This is a genomic window from Amycolatopsis sp. CA-128772 (assembly GCF_002904295.1).
In the GTDB taxonomy this organism is placed as follows: Bacteria; Actinomycetota; Actinomycetes; order Mycobacteriales; family Pseudonocardiaceae; genus Amycolatopsis.
On sequence record NZ_PPHG01000029.1, the window covers coordinates 26,554 to 44,997 of the forward strand.

An 18,444-nucleotide genomic window follows, 5' to 3' on the forward strand; every position below is an offset into this window, starting at 1 on the left:
CGTACGTCACGACGTCCGGCATCCCCGGCGCGAACCGGAACACGCCCGGCACGCCGATGCCGCCGTCCGGGCCGCCCTGCGGCGGGTGGCGGTCGGACGTGACCGCCGGCCGCGTCTCCTTGACGATGAACGAGGAGTAGGTGGTGAGCGAGAGGTTGCCCGCCCGGTCTTACGCCCGCACGACCACCGACTGCCAGCCGTCGGCCGTCGGCCGTCGGCGTGAAGCTGACCGTGGCCGTGCCGTCGGGGCCTGCGGCGATCTCCCGCGTGCCCGCGCCGAAGTTGTAGTCGTACCGCACGACGTCGGTGGAACCGTTGGGGAAGAGGGTGAACTGGCCCGCGACACCGATCCCGCCGCCCTCGGCGCCCGCCGGGTACGTCGCCGAGACGACGCCAGGCGCGTTCGGATCGGTGCGGTCGACGGTGAACCGGCACGGGCCTGCCGTGGACGACTTCGCACCCCTCACCGCCGCGGCGCGGCATCGTGCTCCGCTTGTCCCCGTCGTTCGGCGGCGCGAAGTGACCGTGGTCCGGGCCGGTGTCCACCACCCGTCCCGGCGGCGGTGTCGCGGGACGTCACTGCTGAGCCTCGACGGTGAACTCCAGGGCCCAGCGGCCGTTGGTCACGGGGGTCGCGCTGCGGAGGGACAGGCCGCTTTCGGTGGCCAGTTCGGTCAGCTCCTCGATGGTTCGTTCCTTGCTGCCGAAGCACATCAGCATGAACAGGTCGATCGCCGTGTCGGCCCCGTGTCCCCGCACCGGTTCGATCAGGATGACGGTGGTGTCCGGTGCAGCGGCGCGGCGGCAGCCGGCCAGGATTTTGCGGGCGTGCTCGTCGTCCCAGTCGTGCAGGATGTCGGACAGCAAGTACGCGTCGGCTCCGGTCGGCAGCGGGTCGAAGAAGCTGCCGGGCACCGCGCTCGCCCGGTCGTCGAGCCCGGCCGCCTTCAGCCGTTCGCCGGCGGCCGCGGCCGTCGGCGGCAGGTCGAGGATGCGGCCGCGGACGGCCGGGTGCGCCCGCAGGATCTCGACGAGCAGCGGCCCGTCGCCGCCGCCGACGTCGACGATGTCGGGGAACCGGCTCCAGTCGAAGTTGCGGGCGATCAGCGGCGCCTGTTCCCGGAACCGCCAGTTCATCTGCGCGTCGAACGAAGTCCGCAATTTCGGCTCGGCGTCGAGATCGGCCCAGAAATCGCGGCCGTACCGGCGTGGATAGGCGGGCGCGCCGTCGGTCATCACGTCGAGGAGTTCGACGAAGGCGAGTTCGGCCCGGCCCCCGGCGCAGGTGATGTCGAGCAGTGGTTTGACGCCTTCGGGCGCGTCTTCCCGCAGCTGCGCGCCGAGCTCGGTCGGCCGGTAACTCCCCTCGGCGGTCAGCTGGAAGACATCCACGGCGACCAGGTGGTCGAGCAGCCGGCGCAGCGGCGCCTCCGAAGTTCCGCTCAGCGACGCGAGCCGCTCCGCCGTCGCACCTTCGGTTCCGGCGTGTTCGGCCAACCCGAGCGTCGCGGCCACCCGTACGGCCATCGGAGTGGCCAGATCGGCCAAGGGCATGATCGACTGCTTCGCAGCGGGGCGGTCCATTTCGCCAGGCTAGCAAAGCGTGCTTCAGTGGTATAGACCGGTGCAACTGCGGAAGTTCCGCACTTGACAGGCCGCATTCCCGGCCGCCCGTGCCGAGGTTTGCCGCCGCGCAGCACGGCTCATATGGTGGCCGGAGCAATCCGTCGAAAAGCCTTTCCCTTCGGAAGCGGGCCGAGCGATGAACGGACGTGATCTCCATTTCTCGTCGAAATCTTGAGTTGCCGGACTGGCCGCAGTACGACGATTCCGAAAAAGCCGCTCTCCTGCGTGCGCTCGACCAGAGCGGGTGGTGGCGCTTCGGCGGGCAGGAGGTGTCGGAGTTCGAGCGGGAGTTCGCCGAGTACCACGGCGCGCGCAACGCGCTGGCGGTGACGAGCGGAACCCACGCGCTGGAACTCGCCCTCCAGGTGATCGGCGTGGGACCGGGGACCGAGGTCATCGTCCCGGCGTTCACCTTCATCTCCTCGTCCCAGGCCGTGCAGCGGCTGGGCGCGGTGGCCGTGCCGGTCGACGTCGACCCGGACACCTACAACATCGACGTCGCCGCGGCCACCGCCGCGGTGACCGGGAGGACCCGCGCGATCATGCCGGTCCACATGGCGGGCCTGCTCGCCGACCTCGACGCGCTGGGCAAGCTGTCCGGCGACGCCGGGGTACCGCTGGTGCACGACGCCGCGCACGCCCAGGGCGCCGAATGGCGCGGAGTGCGGCTCGGCGAACTCGCGGCCATCGCCGCCTACAGCTTCCAGAACGGCAAGCTGATGACGGCGGGGGAGGGCGGCGCCCTCCTGTTCGCCGATTCGCTGGAGTACGAGACCGCGTTCCTGCGGCACAGCTGCGGCCGTCCGCCGTCCGATCGCGCCTACGAGCACAAGGTGTCCGGCTCCAACTTCCGGATGAACGAGTTTTCGGCGAGCGTCCTGCGTGCTCAGCTCGCCCGCCTCGGCGGGCAGATCGACGTGCGCGAACAGCGCTGGCCGCTGCTTTCCGCGCTGCTGGCCCGGATTCCGGGCGTGGTACCGCAGGGAACGGACGACCGGTGCACCCGCAACCCGCACTACATGGCGATGTTCCGGGTGCCGGGGATCACCGACGGCCAGCGGCGGCGGGTGGTCGACGAGCTCATCGCGCACGGCGTTCCGGCGTTCGCGGCCTTCCGGGCGATCTACCGCACCGACGCCTTCTGGGAACTGGCCGCCCCGGCCGGAGGTGTCGAGGCCATCGCCGCCCGGTGCCCGAACGCCGAAGCGATTTCCGGGGACTGCGTCTGGCTGCACCACCGGACCCTGCTCGGCACCGAGGACCAGATGGCCACGGTCGCCGAGATCGTCGCGGACGTGGTGGCGAAGGTGGTCGGCTCCCGGTGACCCGGGAGAACCTGGCCGGTCCGGTCGTGGCCCACCGGGCCGCCGGGACCGCGCTGAACGCCGTGGTCTTCGACCTCGACGGCGTGCTCGTGAACTCGTTCGAGGTGATGCGCTCGGCGTTCGCGCACGCGTTCCGGGAAGTGGCCGGTGCCGGGGAGCCGCCGTTCGAGGTGTACCTGCGCCACCTCGGCGGGTACTTCCCCGAGATCATGCGGAAGATGGGGCTGCCGCGCGAAATGGAAGGCCCGTTCGTCCGCGAAAGCTACCGGCTCGCGGACCGGATCGAGCTCTACCCCGGGGTGCGGGAACTGCTCGCCGGGCTGGCGGAGTGCGGCATCCCGTGCGCGGTCGCGACCGGCAAGGCGGGGGATCGCGCCCGCTCGCTGCTCGCCGGGCTCGGGGTGCTGGACCGGTTCACGCACGTGATCGGCTCGGACGAGGTCGGCCGCCCCAAGCCGGCCCCCGACATCGTGCGCAAAGCCCTCACATCGATGGACGTCGACGCGAGCGAAGCCGTGATGATCGGTGACGCCGCCTACGACATGGCGGCCGCGCGGGCCGCCGGCGTCACCGCGGTGGCGGCCCTGTGGGGCGAGGGCGACCGCGACGTGCTTCTGGCCGCCGGTCCTGACGCGTGCCTGGAGAGCGCCGGCGAAGTCCTCGAGTTCGTGCTCGCGACGAGAAGGCAGGCACCCGGATGACCACGACCATCGAGCAGGCCCTGGTCGGCGGCGGGACCGCCCGGCTCGTCGTGAACGACGTCGAATGGCCGGCCGAAAGCCTGCTGGGCGCCGGAATCCGGCTGGCCGGCGAGATTTCCCGGCGGTTCGGCGACGTCCGGATGCTGACGACGTCCACCGCCGACGCGGCCCTGATCGTCGCCGCGGTGACCGCGGCCGGCCGGTTGGGCGTTCCCATGCTGCTGCGGGATCCGGCGGCCACCGGCACCTTCGACGCGGCCGATGTGCTGATCGGCGACCGGCCGCCCGGCGATCCGGTGCTGCTGGGCGAAAGCCTCGGCTGCCACCTCGAGCAGCTCGCGACGGCGCGGCCGGTGCCGCTGCCGGGCGGCTCGATCCTGTTCCAGACCTCGGGGTCGACCGCCGCGCCCAAGGCGGTGGTGAAGCCGGTCGACGCCGTGCTGCGCGACGCCGCGCGGATCGCCACCGCGTTGCACGGCGAGGGCGCTTCGGACCCCGTCGTCTGCGCCGCCCCGGTGTTCCACTCCTACGGGTTCACGCACGGGCTGCTCGCCGGGCTGCTGGCCGGCGCGGAAACCACGTATCGCCCGCCGTCGTCGCTGCCCCAGTCCCTCGTGAAGACCGTGGCGAGCACCGGTGCCGGCACCCTCGTCGCGCTGCCGAACCACATCCACATGATCGCGGACGCCGGCTCGCTCGATTTCGGCGGAGTGCGGCAGGTGGTGTCGGCCGGTGCCCCGCTGCGGCCGGACGCGGTGGCCCGGATCTGCGGCGGTCACGGGTTCCGGCTCCTCAACGCCTACGGGGCGTCCGAGGTGGGCACGATGGCGATCTCGGCCCTGGCGGGGACGTCGGCCCCGGGCAGCATCGGCTTGCCGCTGGCCGGCGTCGACCTCCGGATCGGGCCGGGGGAGGGCGAGCTGCTCGCCCGGAACGACTCGTTCGCCACCGGCTACTTCACCGAAGGGCGGCTGCGCCCGCTGCCCGCCGAGGACGGCTGGTACCGCACCGGCGATCTCGCCGAACGGGACGCGGACGGCCTGCGCATCACCGGACGGCTCGGCGACCTGATCAACATCGCCGGCCGGAAGACCCGCCGCTCCCGGCTGGAAGCCGTCCTCTCGGCGCACCCGGACGTGGCCGAGGTGCAGGTGATCGTCGCCGAAGACGCGGTGCGCGGGGAGTTCCCGGTGGCGCGGGCCGTGGTCGCACCCGGGCGCGAGCGCCCGGACCTGCTGGGCTGGAGCCGGACCCGGCTCGACGCCTTCGAAGTGCCGCGGCAGGTCGAGTGGGTGGACCGGCTGCCGCGGACCTCCACCGGGAAAGTGAGCTACGCACGCCGCCGTGCCGACGGCGACCGTTGACGTTGGGAAGGACGAAGCATGTCGAGCATCGATGAGGCTGCGGCCCGGGGCGACGTCGTCGACCTCTACGAGGCCAAGGACGAGTTCTACCGCGACCCGCACGCGGTGATGAAGTCCCTGCGGGACGCCGGCCCGGTGCACCGGGTGCGGCTGCCGTTCGACCTGCCCGCCTGGGTGGTCGTCGAAACCGAAGCGATCCGGGACCTCTTGGCCGACCCGACGCTGGCGGCCGGCCCGCGCTTCCTCGGCGTCGCGCACCCGGACGGGGGCGGCAATTCGACACTGGGGATGCTGACCTGCGACGAGCCGCGGCACGGGCAGCTGCGCCAGACCGTCGCCGGGGCGTTCAAGCCGAAGGTCATCGCGCAGCTGGCCCCCCGGCTGAAGGAGATCGCCGACGACCTGCTGGGCAACCTCCACGAGGGGGACGAGGTCGACATCGTCGACGCGTTCGCGTACCGGTTCGCGCTGGAGATGATCATCGAGATCGTCGGGGTGCCGCTGGTCGACCGCACGCTGTTCCGGCACTGGACCAACGAAACCGTGACCGACGGCGACGACTCGCACGCCATCACCGCGGCGCGGGAACACCTGGAGGACGTGCTGCGCCGGACCTTGCGCGACGGCGCCGGCAGTACCCTCGTCGAGCGCATGGCGACGGCGGAAGGGCCCGACGGCGAGCCTCCGATGTCCTTCGACGAGCTGGTTTCGATGGTGTACCTGCTGCTGATCGCCGGGCACGAAAGCTCGACCAACCTGATCGCCAACACCCTGGTGACGGTGCTCGAATCGGAGGAGCTGTCCGGCAAGGTGCTGGCCGGCCGCATCGACTACGAGACGCTCGTCGAGGAATCGCTGCGGTTCGACACGCCGCTGATGATCTCGACCAGCCGGATCACGACGTGCCCGGTGTCGGTCGGCGGGAAGACGATCCCGGGCGACGGCGAGATGATCTTCTTCTCGTGGGCCGCCGCCGAGCGGGATGCGTCCACAATGGACAAGCCGGACGAGTTCGACCCCCACCGCAAGCGCAGCCGGACGCTGGCGTTCGGCGCCGGTACGCACTACTGCCTCGGGGCGAACCTCGCCCGGCTGGAGGCGGTGGTGGCGTTGCGGGAACTGTTCTCGCGGTTCCCCGGTATGCGGCTGGCCAAGCCGCCGAAGCGGTGGGCCAGCACGGTGACCCGCGGGATCGAAAGCCTGTTCATCCGCCTGTAGCCACGACGGAGGCAACCGATGGTGGAGACCGAGCGGCGGCCGCTCGGCCGGACCGGGCTGACCGTGTCGCCGGTGACGGTGGGTGCGGCGGGCTGGCGGCACTGGGCGGACGGCTCCGGGCCCACTCGCACGCAGAGCGCGGAGCTGCTGCGGCGTCTGGTGCGCGACGGCCGGATCAGCGTGGTGGACACGTCGAACAACTACGGCGAAGGGGAAAGCGAACGGCGGATCGGCGGTGTGCTGGCCGAACTGGGCGGGCCGCCACCGGGCTTCCTGGTGCAGACCAAGGCGGACCGGCACTTCACCGGGGACTTCTCCGGTGCCCGGATGCGGGAGTCGCTCCGGGAAAGCCTGGACCGGCTGGGCGTCGACCGGCTGCCGGTGTGCTACCTGCACGACCCGGAACACGCCGCGCCCGAGGAGCTCCTCGGGCGCGGCGGGGCGGTCGAAGCCCTGCTCGAAGCCCGGGACGAAGGCCTCATCGAACACCTCGGCGTCGCCGGCGGCCCGGTCCCGCTGCTGTGCGACCTGGTGCGCACCGGCCACTTCGCCACCCTGATCACCCACAACCGCTGGACGCTGGTGGACCGGTCCGCGGACGAACTGCTCGACCTGGCCGCCGAGCGCGGTCTCGGGGTGTTCAACGCCGCGCCCTACGGCGGGGGCCTGTTGACCTCTTGGCCGTCGGAACACACCCACTACGCCTACCGGGCGGCCCCGCCGGCGCTGCTCGCGACCGCCGACGAGATCGGACGGCTGTGCGCCGCCGCCGGGGTGCCGTTCGCCGCGGCGGCGCTGCACTGGTCGCTTCGCGATCCGAGGATCACGTCGACGATCGTCGGCGCGGCCGGTGCGGACAGCTACGAGCGGACACTGGCGTTGAGCGATGTGGTGGTCGAAGACGCGCTGATGGCGGCGATCGAAGCGGTCCCGCTCGACGAACGCACCTGGCAGGACCCGAGGAAGGGACGAGGATGACTGACCGGCCACGAGCCCGGACCGCCACGGGATCGGTCGAGGGCGAAGTACAGGACGAGGTTTTCGCGTTCCGGGGAATCCCGTTCGCCGCTCCGCCGGTCGGCGCGAACCGGTTCGCCGAGCCCCGTCCGGCGGCGCCGTGGGACGGCGTCCGCGACGTTTCCGCGTTCGGCACCGCGCCGCCCGGCCCCCAGGCCCCGACGACCGGCGACGACTGGCTGACCCTGGCGGTCTGGACGCCGGATCCCGGCGCGGCCCGGCTGCCGGTGCTCGTCTGGATCACCGGCGGGGCGTACCTGCAGTGCAGCACCGCGAACCCGCATTTCGACGGGGCGCGGCTCGCGGCCGGCGGCGCGGTGGTGGTCAGCGTCAACTACCGCGTCGGCGCCGAAGGGTGGGCCCACCTCGACGGCCACCCGGACAACCGCGGGCTCCTCGACCAGATCGCCGCGCTGCGCTGGGTGAAGGACAACATCGCCGCGTTCGGGGGCGACCCCGGCAACGTCACGGTGTACGGCCAGTCGGCGGGCGCCGGTTCGTGCGCCGCCCTGCTGGTGATGCCGAGGGCGGCCGGGCTGATCGACCGCGCCATCCTGCAGAGCGTGCCGGGCACGTACTTCACGCCGGCGCTGGCCGCCGCGGTGACCGGGCACATCCGCGCCGAGGCGGGTACAGCCGAGCTTGCCGACGTCGCTCCGCCGCGGCTGCTGGCGGCCGTGATGGCGGTGAGCGAACGCATGGACCCGAGGTGGGGCCCGGTCGTCCACACACCGACCCCGTTCTCTCCGGTGGTCGACGGCGAGATCCTGCCCGTCGCCCCCTGGGCGGGCCTGGCCGCGGGCGCCGCGAAGGGCGTGCCCCTCCTGCTCGGGCACACCCGTGACGACGCCCGGATGCTCGCCGCCCGGCTCGGGCCGGCCGAAGACGCCGAAGTGACGGCGCTGGTCGCCGGCCTCGCACCGACCGTGGACGCGGACCGCTACCGCGCGGAGTTCCCCGGATTGAACGCGACGGCGTTGCGCGAGCTCGCCCTGGGGGACTGGCTGCTGCGGATGCCGACGTTGCGCCTGGCCGAAGCCGCGCAGGCGGGCGGGTCGCCGGTGTGGCTGTCCGAGCTGTGCTGGGGATACGGGCCGGAGGGTGCCTGCCACATGCTGGACGCGTCGCTGGTCTTCGGCACCACGGACCTGGGCGGTGCCGTCACGGGCGCCGGCCCGGAGGCGGTCGAGCAGCACGGGGTGCTTTCGGAACTGATGCGTCGCGAGTACCTGGCCTTCGCCGCAACCGGTGACCCCGGCTGGGCCGCGTTCGAACCGCCCGGGCGCGCCACCCGGGTCTACGACGTCGTGTCCACGGTGGAGCGGTACCCGGAGGAACGATCGGCGGCGGTGTGGCGTGACCACCGGTTCGGCGTGGTGGACCCGCTCGGGATCGATGCCTGAGCCCGGCTTCACCCGGCCGGCCGGGGAGTCCCGGCCGACCGGTAGAGCCGCTCGATCATGTCGATCGTCCGGATCACCTCGGCCGCGGCCGCACCCTGCTGTGCCGGATCGCGCAGCAGCGCCGGGAGGTGGTCCAGCTGGCGCCGGTACTCCGCCCCCCGTGCGTCGGGCGCCGGCTCGACCGGCTCGGCCCGGCCGTCGCGGTGCAGGACCAGCGAACTGCGCACCCCGTTCGGGCTGAGACCGAACGTGCACGTCAGTTCGGCACGGGCGTCGGCGCCCTCGAGCACCACGCGGGTCACATCGCGGGCCGCGTGCGACGCCCAAGCCGCGGTGATGCCCACCAGCGGCCCGCCGTCGAGGGCCAGGACGCCGCGAACGGTGTCTTCGACGTCCTTCGGCGCGAGTTCACGCTCCGGACCGCCGGGCGACCCCCGCCAGGTCGCTCCGGCGTCCGACCGGGCGAGGAAGTCCGCCGACACCGCGCCGATCACCTGCGTCACCCGCGGCCACGACACCAGCCGCAGGCCGACGGTGATCAGGTGCCAGCCCAGGTCGACGAGGGCCCCGCCGCCCGCCCGGCGGCGTTCGGTGAACCAGCCGCCGGGCGCGGGGACTCCGGCGGCCCGGACCCACGACAGCTCCATCGACCGGAGCGGGCCGAGCTCCGGCAGGAGCTCGCGCAAGGCCGTGACGTCGGCGCGGTACCAGGCCGCGGTGCCCGACAGCAGCAGGGCCCCGCCCGCGCGCTCCGCGGCCGCCAGCGCCGCCGCCTCTTCCGCGCTCAGGCAGACCGGCTTCTCGACGAACGTGGCGATTCCCCGTTCCAACAGCGGGATCGCGGTGGTGGCGTGCAGGTGGTTGGGCGTCGCGACCACGGCCAAGTCGACGTCGCCGCCGTGCAGGTCGCCGGGGTCGCTCAGGGACCGCGCGGCCGGGAACCGGGCGGCGGCCCAGGCGGTGGCGGCCGGGTCCGGGTCGTGCACGGCGACGACCGTGAACCCCGGGTGCGCCAGGATCCTCGGTGCCCAGAGCTCGCGGACGGCCCAGCCGAGGCCGATCAGGGCGAGGCGGATCTCCATCGTGGCTCAGCGCAGCCGGAGGATGGTGTCCGCCAGCGAGCCGATCGTGCTCGCGCTGGCGATCGCCTGGTCCTGGTCGGCCAGATCGACGCCGAACTCCGCCTCGGCCTTGGCGAGCAGCTGGACGATGGCGATCGAGTCGAACCCGGCGAAGTCCGTGAGCGAGGTGTCCTCCGCCGGCGCGGACTCCTCGCAACCGGGCACCAGCTCCACCACCCACGCGGTCAGCCGCCGCGCCACCTCGGCGCGCTCGGGGGTTCCCGTCTCGTTGCTCATCGCGGTGCCTCTCGGTCGGTTTCGGTGGCTTGGGCAAGGGCGAGCTTGAACGCTTCGACGGCGGGGACGTCCCGGTGCGCGGAAAGCTGCGCCAGCGCGAAGACCTCCATCGCGACGAGGACTTCCCGCGGCTCGGCGGCGGGCACGCAGCAGCGGTCGAGCATCAGCTGGGGAGCGGGGCCGTCCCCGCCGTTGCGGATCTCGACGTGGAACTTGTCGTCGTAGTACTGCAGGACCTGCGGTGGCCCGACGACGGTCCGCGGCCGAAGCGCATGGATCTCGGAGTCGGACAGGGGTGCCTTCTTGGCGACCGCGGTGTCGCGGAAGTCGTTGTGCATGGCGTCGAACCGGCCCGGCGGGATGATTTCCGCCAGCTGTTCCATCCGGTACCGGCCCATCGAGTACCCGCGGATGCTCGCGGCCATGGTGCGCCGGACGACCTCGTCGAACACCGCGTCGCCGACTTCGACGTCGAAGGCGCCCGACTGCGCCATGTTGCCGATGTAGTACTTCTCGGCTTCGGTGAACCGGTTGGAGATCATGCAGCGGAGCGCAGTGCCGGACCGGCCGGACAGCATCGACACCACCGTCGCCGACATGGCCGCGAACACGGCGGGCGAAGTGACCTTGACCCGGTCGGCGATCCGGTCGAACGCGGCGCCGAGCGCGGGCGAGCACATGGCGACGCGCACCCAGCGCGGCTCGCGGACGGCGGACGGCGCCGGGAAGTTCGTCACGTCGACCCGGTCCCGGAACCGCCGCCACCGCTCGATCGTGCGCTCGTTGAGCCGGATCCCGCTCGGGCCGTTCTCCGCCCGGGCCTGCGCCACCGGGGTCAGCAGCGGCCGGTCCTCGCCGTAGCCGCGCTCGCCCGCCAGCCGCGCGGTGAACTCCTCGTGGAGCCGGTTGCGCGCGAGGCCGTCGATGGACAGGTGCGACACGACGACCAGCAGCCAGGCCGGCCGCTGTCCGGAGCAGACGATCGCGAACCGGGCGGGCAGTCCGCGGTCGACGTCGAACGAGCGGTCGGCGAACCGGGCGAGCAGGTCGTCGAGCGGCTCCTCCGGGTCGTGCTCCAGCCGGACCTCGTATTCGCCGGAACCGAGCACCTCCTGCCGGCCCGACCCGTCGGCCGCGTCGAAGTACCGGGTCCGCAGCGATTCGTGCCGCACGACGACGTCGTGGAGCACGGCGAGGACGTCGTCGAGCGCCCGGCCGTCCGGGATCTCGACCCGGCAGCTGACGTTCAGGTAGGCGTCGTGCGGGCGGAACATCTTGACCGCGCCCCAGATCCCGAACTGGGACCAGGTCATCGGCGCGACGGCCCCGGCCGGACCGGAGAACCGGACCGGCGCCGATGTGGTTGTCGAAGGAGCCATGGATCGACCTCCTAGCGGGTGGTGAGGACGTCGGTGAACAGTTCGACGAGCGCGCCGGCTTGAGCGGGGTTGAGCCGGGGGTCGCAAGCCGAGCGGTACCGGGCGGGCTGCGGCCCGGTCGCCAGGTCCGCGACGTCGTCCACGCATTCGCCGACGTCGTCGGGGGTGATCTCCAGGTGCAGCCCGCCCGGGTGCCGCCCATGCCGGTGGAGCACCGCGCAGAACTGCTCGACCTCGTCGGCCAGCCGGCGCACCACCCGGGTCTTGAGTCCGTGTGCCGAGCGGACCGTGTTGCCGTGCATGGGATCGCTGAGCCAGACGACGTCCGCCGCGTGGTCGCCGAGCGCCCGGACGATCGGCGGCAGCCGCTCGCCGATCCGGTCGGCGCCCATCCGGACGATCAGGCTCAGCCGGCCCGGCGGCCGGTGCCACGTCAGCCGTTCGGCCAGCGCCAGCACCTCGGCCGGATCGGCGTCCGGGCCGACCTTCACCCCGACGGGGTTGGCGATCTCATCGGCGAAGGCGATGTGCGGCCCGGCCACCGCGCGGGTGCGCTCGCCGATCCACATCGTGTGCGCCGACGACGCGAACACTTCGTCCCGGAGCGGGTCCCTCCGGCGCAACGCGTGCTCGTAGTCCAGCAGCAGGGCTTCGTGGCTGGTGTACACCGCCGGCCCGGACGCGAGGGTCCGCAGGCCGCGCGCGGCGTGCGCGTAGGCGAGCAACAGCCGCCGCGGGTCGGGCCGCCGGTCCGCCGCGGTCGGCCTCAGGTCGTTGACCGCGTCCCCGAGGTAGACGGGGACCTCGACGTCGCCGGCCCCGAGCTCGGCACGGTGCGACCGCGGCTTGGCGTACTGGCCCGCCATCCGCCCGATCAGGACCGGCGTCCGCCCCGCGCGGCGCACGCGCTCGCCGAGCCCGGCCAGCTGCGCGGTCTTGGCGCGGATCGCCCGCGGCGCCGAGTCGGCGAACAGCTCGGCGCAGTCGCCCGCCTGCAGCACGACGCGTTCTCCGCGCGTCACGGCCGCGAGCTCCTCGGAGAGCTGGGCACACTCGCCGGCCTCCACCAGCGGCGGCAGGTCGCGCACCAGCTCGACCGTCTCCCGCAGCACCGCCGGGTCCGGCCAAGGGGGCTGGTGCGCCGCGCCGACGAGGTCCGAAACCGCGGTCACGAGCCCGCTCCGCCGGCCTCGCCGGAGAACTTCATGGTGAGCACGCCTTCGACCTCCAGGAGCAGTTCGCGACGGCAGATGTCCACGGTGAACAGCGCCAGCGGGACCAGCGGCCCGACCTCGTCGCGCAGCCGTCGCCGCACGTGCGGGACATCGCGTTCGTGCCGCACATACGCCTTGAGCATGGTGAACGAATCCGGTTCCACCTTGCCGCCGGTCTTCTCCGAGACGTCGGCGAGGAGGACGCGGATGTTTTCGAGGGTCGTGTCGCATTGCCCGTCGAGATCGCCGGCGTGCGTCGACCGGTGCCCGACGATGCTGGCCGTGCCGGAGAGGAAGAGCTTTTCCGATGCCGGCAGCAAAGTGGCACGGGCGAAACTCGGCGAGCGCGGGCCGTATTCGCGCGGATAGCGGTGGGCCGGTACCTGCCGGGGGTTCTCGAAATGGACGGGCGCGCCGGACCGCTCGGCGATGAAGTAGACCGTCACGCCGTCGCCGTGGGAGCCGATCCCGGTGGCGGCGGGCAGGCCGGCGGCCATGTCCGTGCCGGCCTCTTCGAACCCTTCGGCCCGCCCCTGGCAGAAGTCCCGGTAGACCTCCATGCCGCCGGCGTTGGTGTGGTTGATCCCGCCGATGTGGTTCCACATGCGGACCAGGTGGGGGTAGCCGAGGTCGTGGAGCAGTGCCACCATCCGGCGGTAGGCCGACCGGGTCGCCGCGCGGTAGCTCGCCGCGCCGGGCAGCCGGAACGCGCCGAACAGGTGCACGCCGTCGTGGCCGTAGACGATGTCGTCACGAACGCCGCTCGTCACCGCGGAAGCGCTCGTCCACACTTCGCGAACGGGTTTGCGTCCCCGTTCGCGCATCGCTATTCCGATCGTCGGGTGGCCCACGGCAAGGTCCGGATTCCGGGATTGACCGCCGAATTCGACGACGCCCAGTACTCCGCCGTGGTTCCGCGGAGGCTCATCCATCGAAACGGCAACATCGATCATCGGCGTCACTTTCGTCACGAGCATCTCACAGTGGCTTGTCGGAGCATGGGAAGATTTGCGCTCCACGAGTGCGAAAACCATCTCGCAGAACATTCTTCGGGGCAAATGCCGCCGGTGCGGGTCATGGCGCCGGGCTCAGGGGACCCGGTCCAGGAGGGCACGCGCGGCGAGGCGGTAGCCGAACGCGCCGAGGCCGGCGATGACGCCGCCGGCCAGCGGCGCGAGCACCGATTCGTGCCGGAACCGCTCGCGGGCCCACACGTTCGACAGGTGCACTTCGATCCATGGCCGGGGGTAGGCGGCGAGCGCGTCCCGCAGGCTCCACCCGGCGATCATCAGCGCGCCGGGGTTCACGATCGCCCCGACCGTCCCGTGGGCCTCGTGCAGGGACCGCACCAGTGCGCCTTCGCAGTCGTGCTGGACTCCGGCCACCCGCCAGCCCCGTGCGGCCACTTCCGCCTCGACGGCGGCCTGGATGTCCGCCAGCGTGTCCGTGCCGTAGATCGCCGGTTCCCGCCGCCCGAGGATGCCCAGGTTCGGTCCGTTGAGCAGCAGCAGTTCGGCCGTCATCGCCGCACCGCCCGCGGCCGCGGGCGGAGCCTGCCGATTTCCCCGCCACCGGGCCGGGTGCCTTGCAGGTGCTCGTTGAACATGGTCCCGTCGTCGCGGGTGGCCGGTGGCCGCACGTGGTTCTGGTGGGCCATGACGAAGTCGCCGCGGCCGGTCCGGCCGTGCGCCGCCGCGAGCTCGTGGAACGCGTTGTCCTCGCCGCCCCAGCCCGTGTAGCGCTCGTCGTGGCCGCCGATCGCGAGGTAGAAATCGCGCCGCACGGCGAAGCAGCCGCCGTAGAGGCCGTCGATGCTCAGGCCTCGGGCGGCTGCCCCGTCGAGCCGGTACGGGCCGCTCGCCGCGGTGACGGCCGCGATGGTGCGCGTCGTCGACACCTCGTCCATCCAGGTCACGCGGCGGTAGGGGACGAACAGGTCGGCGTCGTCGAGGCCCCGGAGCATCGCGGCCAGCACGGCCCGGTCGACGAGCAGGTCCGCGTCGAGCACGCAGATCCGCTCGTGCGCGGACCGGCGCACCCCGGCGTTGACACTCCACGACTTGTTGAACGGACCGCTGTCGGCCACGAGGACGTGCGAGTCGTAGAGGGTTCGCGGCACGCCGTTCAGCCGGGTGCCGGAGTCCTGCTCGACCAGGGTCACTTCGACGTCGGGTACATCCCGGGCGGCGTCCCGCACCGCGCGCAGGGTGACCGCGAGGTTCCGGGTCCGGTCTTCGGTCGACGCGCGGAACGGCACGATCACCGTCAGCGCGCCCCGGCCGGTCGCCGGTGAGGGCGCGGGGTCCGCGACGAACGCCCCGGTGGCCGTCCCGTGCCCGGGGGAGAGCCGGGTGCGGAAGACCAGCCGGTCGAGCTCCCGGAACGCCGCGGTCGAGCCGGGCGGGGTGCCGACGTCCGCCAGCAGCAGCTCGAGCCGGTCGAGGGCGACGCGGTCGCCCTCCTCTCCGGCGGCCGCCGTCGCCGCGGCCGCCACCTCGGTCCGTTCGCCGGGGGACAGCGGGGCGAGCCGGGCGTCGACGGCGCGTTCCAGGAGCGCGCGTTCGGCCGGCCAGCTGTGGTCGTTGAGCCGTCGGCCCGGGTGGGCGAGCAGGACGAGGGCCTCGGCGAGCTCGCTCACCGCGGTGGTCCCGGTCGGCCTCGGCGCAGTTCTTCCGGTCATTTGTTCCTTCTTCGATGCGGAGTTTCCGACGTGCCGGGCGTGTGGTTTCCGGCACGGGATCAGTGGTGATTCCGCGTTCGGGAAAGCCGATCCGCGGGACGTTTCGCGCATTGCCGGCGACCGGCGCCGGAGTTTCTCTTCTACCAGCCGGGCCCGCCCGGCCCAACCGGGCGAGGAGCCGCCGGGCAACTGCCGCGAGGCTGCAGTTGACGACCGGTACTCCGCCATCCGGGTGGCGTTGAGCAGGTCATTTCGCGATCACCCTGGGCAAAGATCCAGACCGGTTCGAGAGGTCCAGACCAGCTGTCCGCTGCGGCTTGATCATCACGGATGGCGCGCGGTAAGGTGCAAAAGCGACATGAGCTGTTCTGAGTGGGGGGAACGCTGACAGTGCATTCATGTGCCGATGAACGGGCGCAGTCGCCCGATTCGCAGTCTTCGGAGGGTAGGCCGGAGACTGCGCAAACCGCTGTTGTCGATGTGAAATCATTGCTTCCGGGTGAATCGCCCCGGCTTTCCGGTGAAGACCTCGGCTACGTCCGAATGCTGGCCGAACTCGATGCGAAGCTGCCGCCGATCCTGGTCCACCGGCAGACCGGAAGAGTGATCGACGGGATGCACCGCCTCCGCGCGGCCGAGCTGCGCGGCGACGCCACCATCGAGGTGACGTTCTACGACGGCGGACCCGAATCCGCGTTCGTCCACGCGGTCGAAGCGAACACCAAGCACGGTCTGCCGCTGAACAGGGCCGAACGCGAATCGGCCGCGGAACGGATCATCCGGTTCTTCCCGCACTGGTCGGACCGCTCGATCTCGAAGATCGCCGGCCTGTCCGCGAAGAAGATCAGCACCATCCGCTGCCGGGTGTCCCCGGATTCCGGGCGCACCACGGCGGTGCGGATCGGCAAGGACGGCCGCGCGCGGCCGCTCGACCCGTCCGCCGGGCGGCTCCGGGCGGCCGAGCTGATCTCGGCGCGCCCGGACGCCTCGCTCAGCGAGGTCGCGAGGTCGTCGGGGATCGCCGTCGGCACCGTCCGCGACGTGCGGGACCGGCTCCGGCGCGGCGAGGACCCGATCCCCAAGGCGTACAGCAAGAACGCACCCGAAGAGGAGAAGCCGGCTGCCTCCGTGGAACGGCGGATCGCCGCCGCGGCGGAGGCGTTGCAGGCAAAACTGGAGTCCGCCGGCGCGCTGCAGGCCCTGGAGCGCGACCCGTCGCTGCGGCTCAGCGTCACCGGCAGGCGGATTCTCCGCCTGATCGGCGCGACGCATTCGATGTCGGCGCACCTGAACGGCCTGGTCGACTTCCTGCCGTCACACTGCACGAACGTCGTCGCCGACCTGGCCCGCAATTGCGCCGAAACCTGGGAACTGCTCGCCGGTGAGCTGGAAAAGCGCGGCGACGACCAGCTCGAAGCCAACGGATAACCGAACCCCGCCGTCCACCTTTCCGGCCGCGGTACACCCGTGCCCGCAACCGGCGCTTCGCACGTGAACTGGAGAACGCCATGAAAGAAACCGCCGGCATCGGGCGACGCAGATTCCTGACGGGCACGGTCGCGGCGAGCACCGCCACCGTACTGGGACCCGCGGCCCTCGTCCCCGCCCAGGCGGCGCCGGTCGCGGGGACGGAGACCACGGCGTTCGGGCCGGTCGCGATCACCGCGGCGGACGGCCGGTACCGCGACCTGGTCCGCGGCCTCAACCCGCGGTACGTGGCCGCTCCCGACGCGATCTACGTCGCCGATTCGACGGCCTCGGTGATCGAGGTCGTGCGCAAGGCGGTCGCCGAGGGCAAGCGGCTCACCGTGCGCAGCGGCGGTCACTGCGTCGAGGACTTCGTGTTCAACCCGGATGTCCAGGTGGTGCTGGACCTGTCCGAGATGAACCGGGTGTACTTCGACGCCGAGCGCGGCGCGGTCGCCGTGGAACCCGGCGCCATCCTGATGGACGTGTACGACCGGCTCTACAAGGCCTGGGGTGTCACGATTCCCGCCGGCATCATCTACTCGATCGGCGCGGGCGGCCATTTCGCCGGCGGCGGGCACGGGTTCCTGTCCCGCCTCCACGGAATGGGGGTCGACCACCTCCACGCGGTCGAGGTGGTCGTGGTCGACGCCCGCGGCGGTGTCCGCAAGGTGGTGGCGACGCGGGAGCCCGGTGACCCCCACCGCGACCTGTGGTGGGCCCACACCGGCGGGGGCGGCGGCAACTTCGGCGTGGTCACCCGCTACTGGTTCCGCTCGCCGGGGGCGAAGGGGAACGACCCGCGCAGGATCCTGCCCCAGCCGCCCGCCGAAGTGCTCTTCGCCGGCCTCGGGCTGCCGTGGGCGGACTTCACGAAGGAGAAGTTCGCCCGGCTGCTGAAGAACTACAGCGCCTTCCACGAAAAGCACAAGCACCCCGGCTCGCCGTACCTGGCGCTGACCGGGGGACTGGGGCTCCCGCTCCGGTCGGCGGGCCCGATCGGCCTGGGCACCCAGGTGGCCGCGACCCACCCGGACGCCGAGCGGCTGCTCGAGCGCTACCACGCGGAGATCCTCGACGGCGTCGCGCCGGACGCGAAGCCCCACGTGACGCGGATGCCGTGGCTGCAGTCGACCCTGCAGCGCGCGACGACGAACAGCCAGGCGAACGACCCGGCCCTGCGCAGCGACTTCAAGTCGGCCATGATGCGGGGGACCATGCCGGACGCGCAGATCGACGCGCTCTACCGGTACCTCACCCGCACCGACGTCGACAACCCGACGATCGGGGTGTCGTTCCTGTCCTTCGGCGGCCGGATCAACGCGGTCGGCCGGAACGACACCGCCTTCCCGCACCGCGACTGCTCGCTGAACCTGCTGTGGACGGTGATCTGGACCGATCCGGCCGACGACGCCAGGTACGTCGGCTGGAACCGGGACTTCTACCGGGCGGTGTACGCGGAGACCGGTGGCGTCCCGGTGCCCGACGGCGTCACAGGCGGGTGCTACGTCAACGACGCCGACACCGACGTCGCCGACCCGCACTTCAACACCTCGGCCGCCGCGTGGCACGACCTGTACTACCGGGACAACTACCCGCGCCTGCAGCAGGTCAAGGCGAAGTGGGATCCCCGGGACTTCTTCCGGCACCAGCTGTCCGTCCGGCTTCCCTGACCGTGGCGAAAGGTGTGAC

At 72.1% G+C, this 18,444-nt stretch carries 16 protein-coding genes; 8 read left to right on the forward strand and 8 right to left on the reverse strand.

Going from position 1 to position 18,444, the window contains the following annotated elements:
• Window positions 1–576: 576 nt before the first annotated feature.
• Window positions 577–1,584: a methyltransferase gene (locus C2L59_RS14100; protein WP_103349957.1), complete on the reverse strand. Its 1,008-nt coding sequence runs from the start codon at window positions 1,582–1,584 to the stop codon at window positions 577–579.
• Window positions 1,585–1,775: 191 nt separating this feature from the next.
• Between C2L59_RS14100 and C2L59_RS14105 the strand changes: the two genes are divergently transcribed.
• From C2L59_RS14105 to C2L59_RS14130, 6 genes are read left to right on the forward strand one after another with little or no spacing between them, the layout of a single operon-like run.
• A complete protein-coding gene (locus C2L59_RS14105; protein ID WP_370444743.1) occupies window positions 1,776–2,951 on the forward strand; it encodes an aminotransferase class I/II-fold pyridoxal phosphate-dependent enzyme in 1,176 nt (391 codons plus the stop codon).
• Window positions 2,948–3,652: an HAD-IA family hydrolase gene (locus C2L59_RS14110; protein ID WP_103349959.1), complete on the forward strand. Its 705-nt coding sequence runs from the start codon at window positions 2,948–2,950 to the stop codon at window positions 3,650–3,652. The genes C2L59_RS14105 and C2L59_RS14110 overlap by 4 nt, the downstream gene beginning before the upstream one ends.
• Window positions 3,649–5,016 (forward strand): class I adenylate-forming enzyme family protein, encoded by a 1,368-nt coding sequence (locus C2L59_RS14115; RefSeq protein ID WP_103349960.1) that lies wholly within the window; start codon window positions 3,649–3,651, stop codon window positions 5,014–5,016. The genes C2L59_RS14110 and C2L59_RS14115 overlap by 4 nt, the downstream gene beginning before the upstream one ends.
• Before the next feature lie 18 nt (window positions 5,017–5,034).
• A complete protein-coding gene (locus C2L59_RS14120; RefSeq protein WP_103349961.1) occupies window positions 5,035–6,234 on the forward strand; it encodes a cytochrome P450 in 1,200 nt (399 codons plus the stop codon).
• 18 nt (window positions 6,235–6,252) lie between these two features.
• On the forward strand, window positions 6,253–7,212 hold the full coding sequence (locus C2L59_RS14125; protein ID WP_103349962.1) for an aldo/keto reductase: 960 nt from the start codon (window positions 6,253–6,255) through the stop codon (window positions 7,210–7,212).
• Window positions 7,209–8,654 (forward strand): carboxylesterase/lipase family protein, encoded by a 1,446-nt coding sequence (locus tag C2L59_RS14130; RefSeq protein WP_103349963.1) that lies wholly within the window; start codon window positions 7,209–7,211, stop codon window positions 8,652–8,654. The genes C2L59_RS14125 and C2L59_RS14130 overlap by 4 nt, the downstream gene beginning before the upstream one ends.
• 8 nt (window positions 8,655–8,662) lie before the next feature.
• Here the strand turns inward: C2L59_RS14130 and C2L59_RS14135 are convergent, their stop codons facing one another.
• The 7 genes from C2L59_RS14135 to C2L59_RS14165 are packed head-to-tail and all read right to left on the reverse strand — an operon-like array spanning window position 8,663 to window position 15,285.
• A complete protein-coding gene (locus C2L59_RS14135; protein ID WP_103349964.1) occupies window positions 8,663–9,736 on the reverse strand; it encodes a Gfo/Idh/MocA family protein in 1,074 nt (357 codons plus the stop codon).
• A gap of 6 nt (window positions 9,737–9,742) precedes the next feature.
• The gene (locus tag C2L59_RS14140) at window positions 9,743–10,012 is read right to left on the reverse strand and encodes an acyl carrier protein (RefSeq protein ID WP_103349965.1); all 270 of its coding nucleotides are present in this window, start codon (window positions 10,010–10,012) and stop codon (window positions 9,743–9,745) included.
• Window positions 10,009–11,391, reverse strand: coding sequence for a condensation domain-containing protein (locus C2L59_RS14145; RefSeq protein ID WP_103349966.1), 1,383 nt, complete (start codon window positions 11,389–11,391; stop codon window positions 10,009–10,011). The genes C2L59_RS14140 and C2L59_RS14145 overlap by 4 nt, the downstream gene beginning before the upstream one ends.
• Window positions 11,392–11,402: 11 nt before the next feature.
• Complete coding sequence (locus tag C2L59_RS14150; RefSeq protein ID WP_103349967.1) at window positions 11,403–12,563, reverse strand: 3-deoxy-7-phosphoheptulonate synthase; 1,161 nt, start codon at window positions 12,561–12,563, stop codon at window positions 11,403–11,405.
• A complete protein-coding gene (locus C2L59_RS14155) occupies window positions 12,560–13,651 on the reverse strand; it encodes an FkbO/Hyg5 family chorismatase (protein ID WP_103349968.1) in 1,092 nt (363 codons plus the stop codon). Before C2L59_RS14155 ends, C2L59_RS14150 begins: the two co-directional genes overlap by 4 nt.
• A gap of 42 nt (window positions 13,652–13,693) precedes the next feature.
• On the reverse strand, window positions 13,694–14,128 hold the full coding sequence (locus tag C2L59_RS14160) for a type II 3-dehydroquinate dehydratase (protein ID WP_103349969.1): 435 nt from the start codon (window positions 14,126–14,128) through the stop codon (window positions 13,694–13,696).
• Entirely contained in the window at window positions 14,125–15,285 is a 1,161-nt protein-coding gene (locus tag C2L59_RS14165; protein ID WP_146060383.1) for a galactosyltransferase-related protein, read from the reverse strand. Before C2L59_RS14165 ends, C2L59_RS14160 begins: the two co-directional genes overlap by 4 nt.
• A 543-nt stretch (window positions 15,286–15,828) precedes the next feature.
• Between C2L59_RS14165 and C2L59_RS14170 the strand changes: the two genes are divergently transcribed.
• Window positions 15,829–16,713, forward strand: a complete 885-nt coding sequence (locus C2L59_RS14170; protein ID WP_103349971.1) for a ParB/RepB/Spo0J family partition protein — start codon at window positions 15,829–15,831, stop codon at window positions 16,711–16,713.
• 80 nt (window positions 16,714–16,793) lie between these two features.
• Complete coding sequence (locus C2L59_RS14175; RefSeq protein WP_103349972.1) at window positions 16,794–18,425, forward strand: FAD-binding oxidoreductase; 1,632 nt, start codon at window positions 16,794–16,796, stop codon at window positions 18,423–18,425.
• Window positions 18,426–18,444: the final 19 nt, after the last annotated feature.

Excerpts from the sequence above, each read along its gene's own strand:
- C2L59_RS14100 (WP_103349957.1), bottom strand. The coding sequence starts at position 1,584 with ATGGACCGCCCCGCTGCGAAGCAGTCGATCATGCCCTTGGCCGATCTG.
- C2L59_RS14115 (WP_103349960.1), top strand. The coding sequence starts at position 3,649 with ATGACCACGACCATCGAGCAGGCCCTGGTCGGCGGCGGGACCGCCCGG.
- C2L59_RS14120 (WP_103349961.1), top strand. The coding sequence starts at position 5,035 with ATGTCGAGCATCGATGAGGCTGCGGCCCGGGGCGACGTCGTCGACCTC.
- C2L59_RS14125 (WP_103349962.1), top strand. The coding sequence starts at position 6,253 with ATGGTGGAGACCGAGCGGCGGCCGCTCGGCCGGACCGGGCTGACCGTG.
- C2L59_RS14130 (WP_103349963.1), top strand. The coding sequence starts at position 7,209 with ATGACTGACCGGCCACGAGCCCGGACCGCCACGGGATCGGTCGAGGGC.
- C2L59_RS14135 (WP_103349964.1), bottom strand. The coding sequence starts at position 9,736 with ATGGAGATCCGCCTCGCCCTGATCGGCCTCGGCTGGGCCGTCCGCGAG.
- C2L59_RS14140 (WP_103349965.1), bottom strand. The coding sequence starts at position 10,012 with ATGAGCAACGAGACGGGAACCCCCGAGCGCGCCGAGGTGGCGCGGCGG.
- C2L59_RS14145 (WP_103349966.1), bottom strand. The coding sequence starts at position 11,391 with ATGGCTCCTTCGACAACCACATCGGCGCCGGTCCGGTTCTCCGGTCCG.
- C2L59_RS14155 (WP_103349968.1), bottom strand. The coding sequence starts at position 13,651 with ATGTTCTGCGAGATGGTTTTCGCACTCGTGGAGCGCAAATCTTCCCAT.
- C2L59_RS14160 (WP_103349969.1), bottom strand. The coding sequence starts at position 14,128 with ATGACGGCCGAACTGCTGCTGCTCAACGGACCGAACCTGGGCATCCTC.
- C2L59_RS14165 (WP_146060383.1), bottom strand. The coding sequence starts at position 15,285 with ATGACCGGAAGAACTGCGCCGAGGCCGACCGGGACCACCGCGGTGAGC.
- C2L59_RS14170 (WP_103349971.1), top strand. The coding sequence starts at position 15,829 with ATGCTGGCCGAACTCGATGCGAAGCTGCCGCCGATCCTGGTCCACCGG.
- C2L59_RS14175 (WP_103349972.1), top strand. The coding sequence starts at position 16,794 with ATGAAAGAAACCGCCGGCATCGGGCGACGCAGATTCCTGACGGGCACG.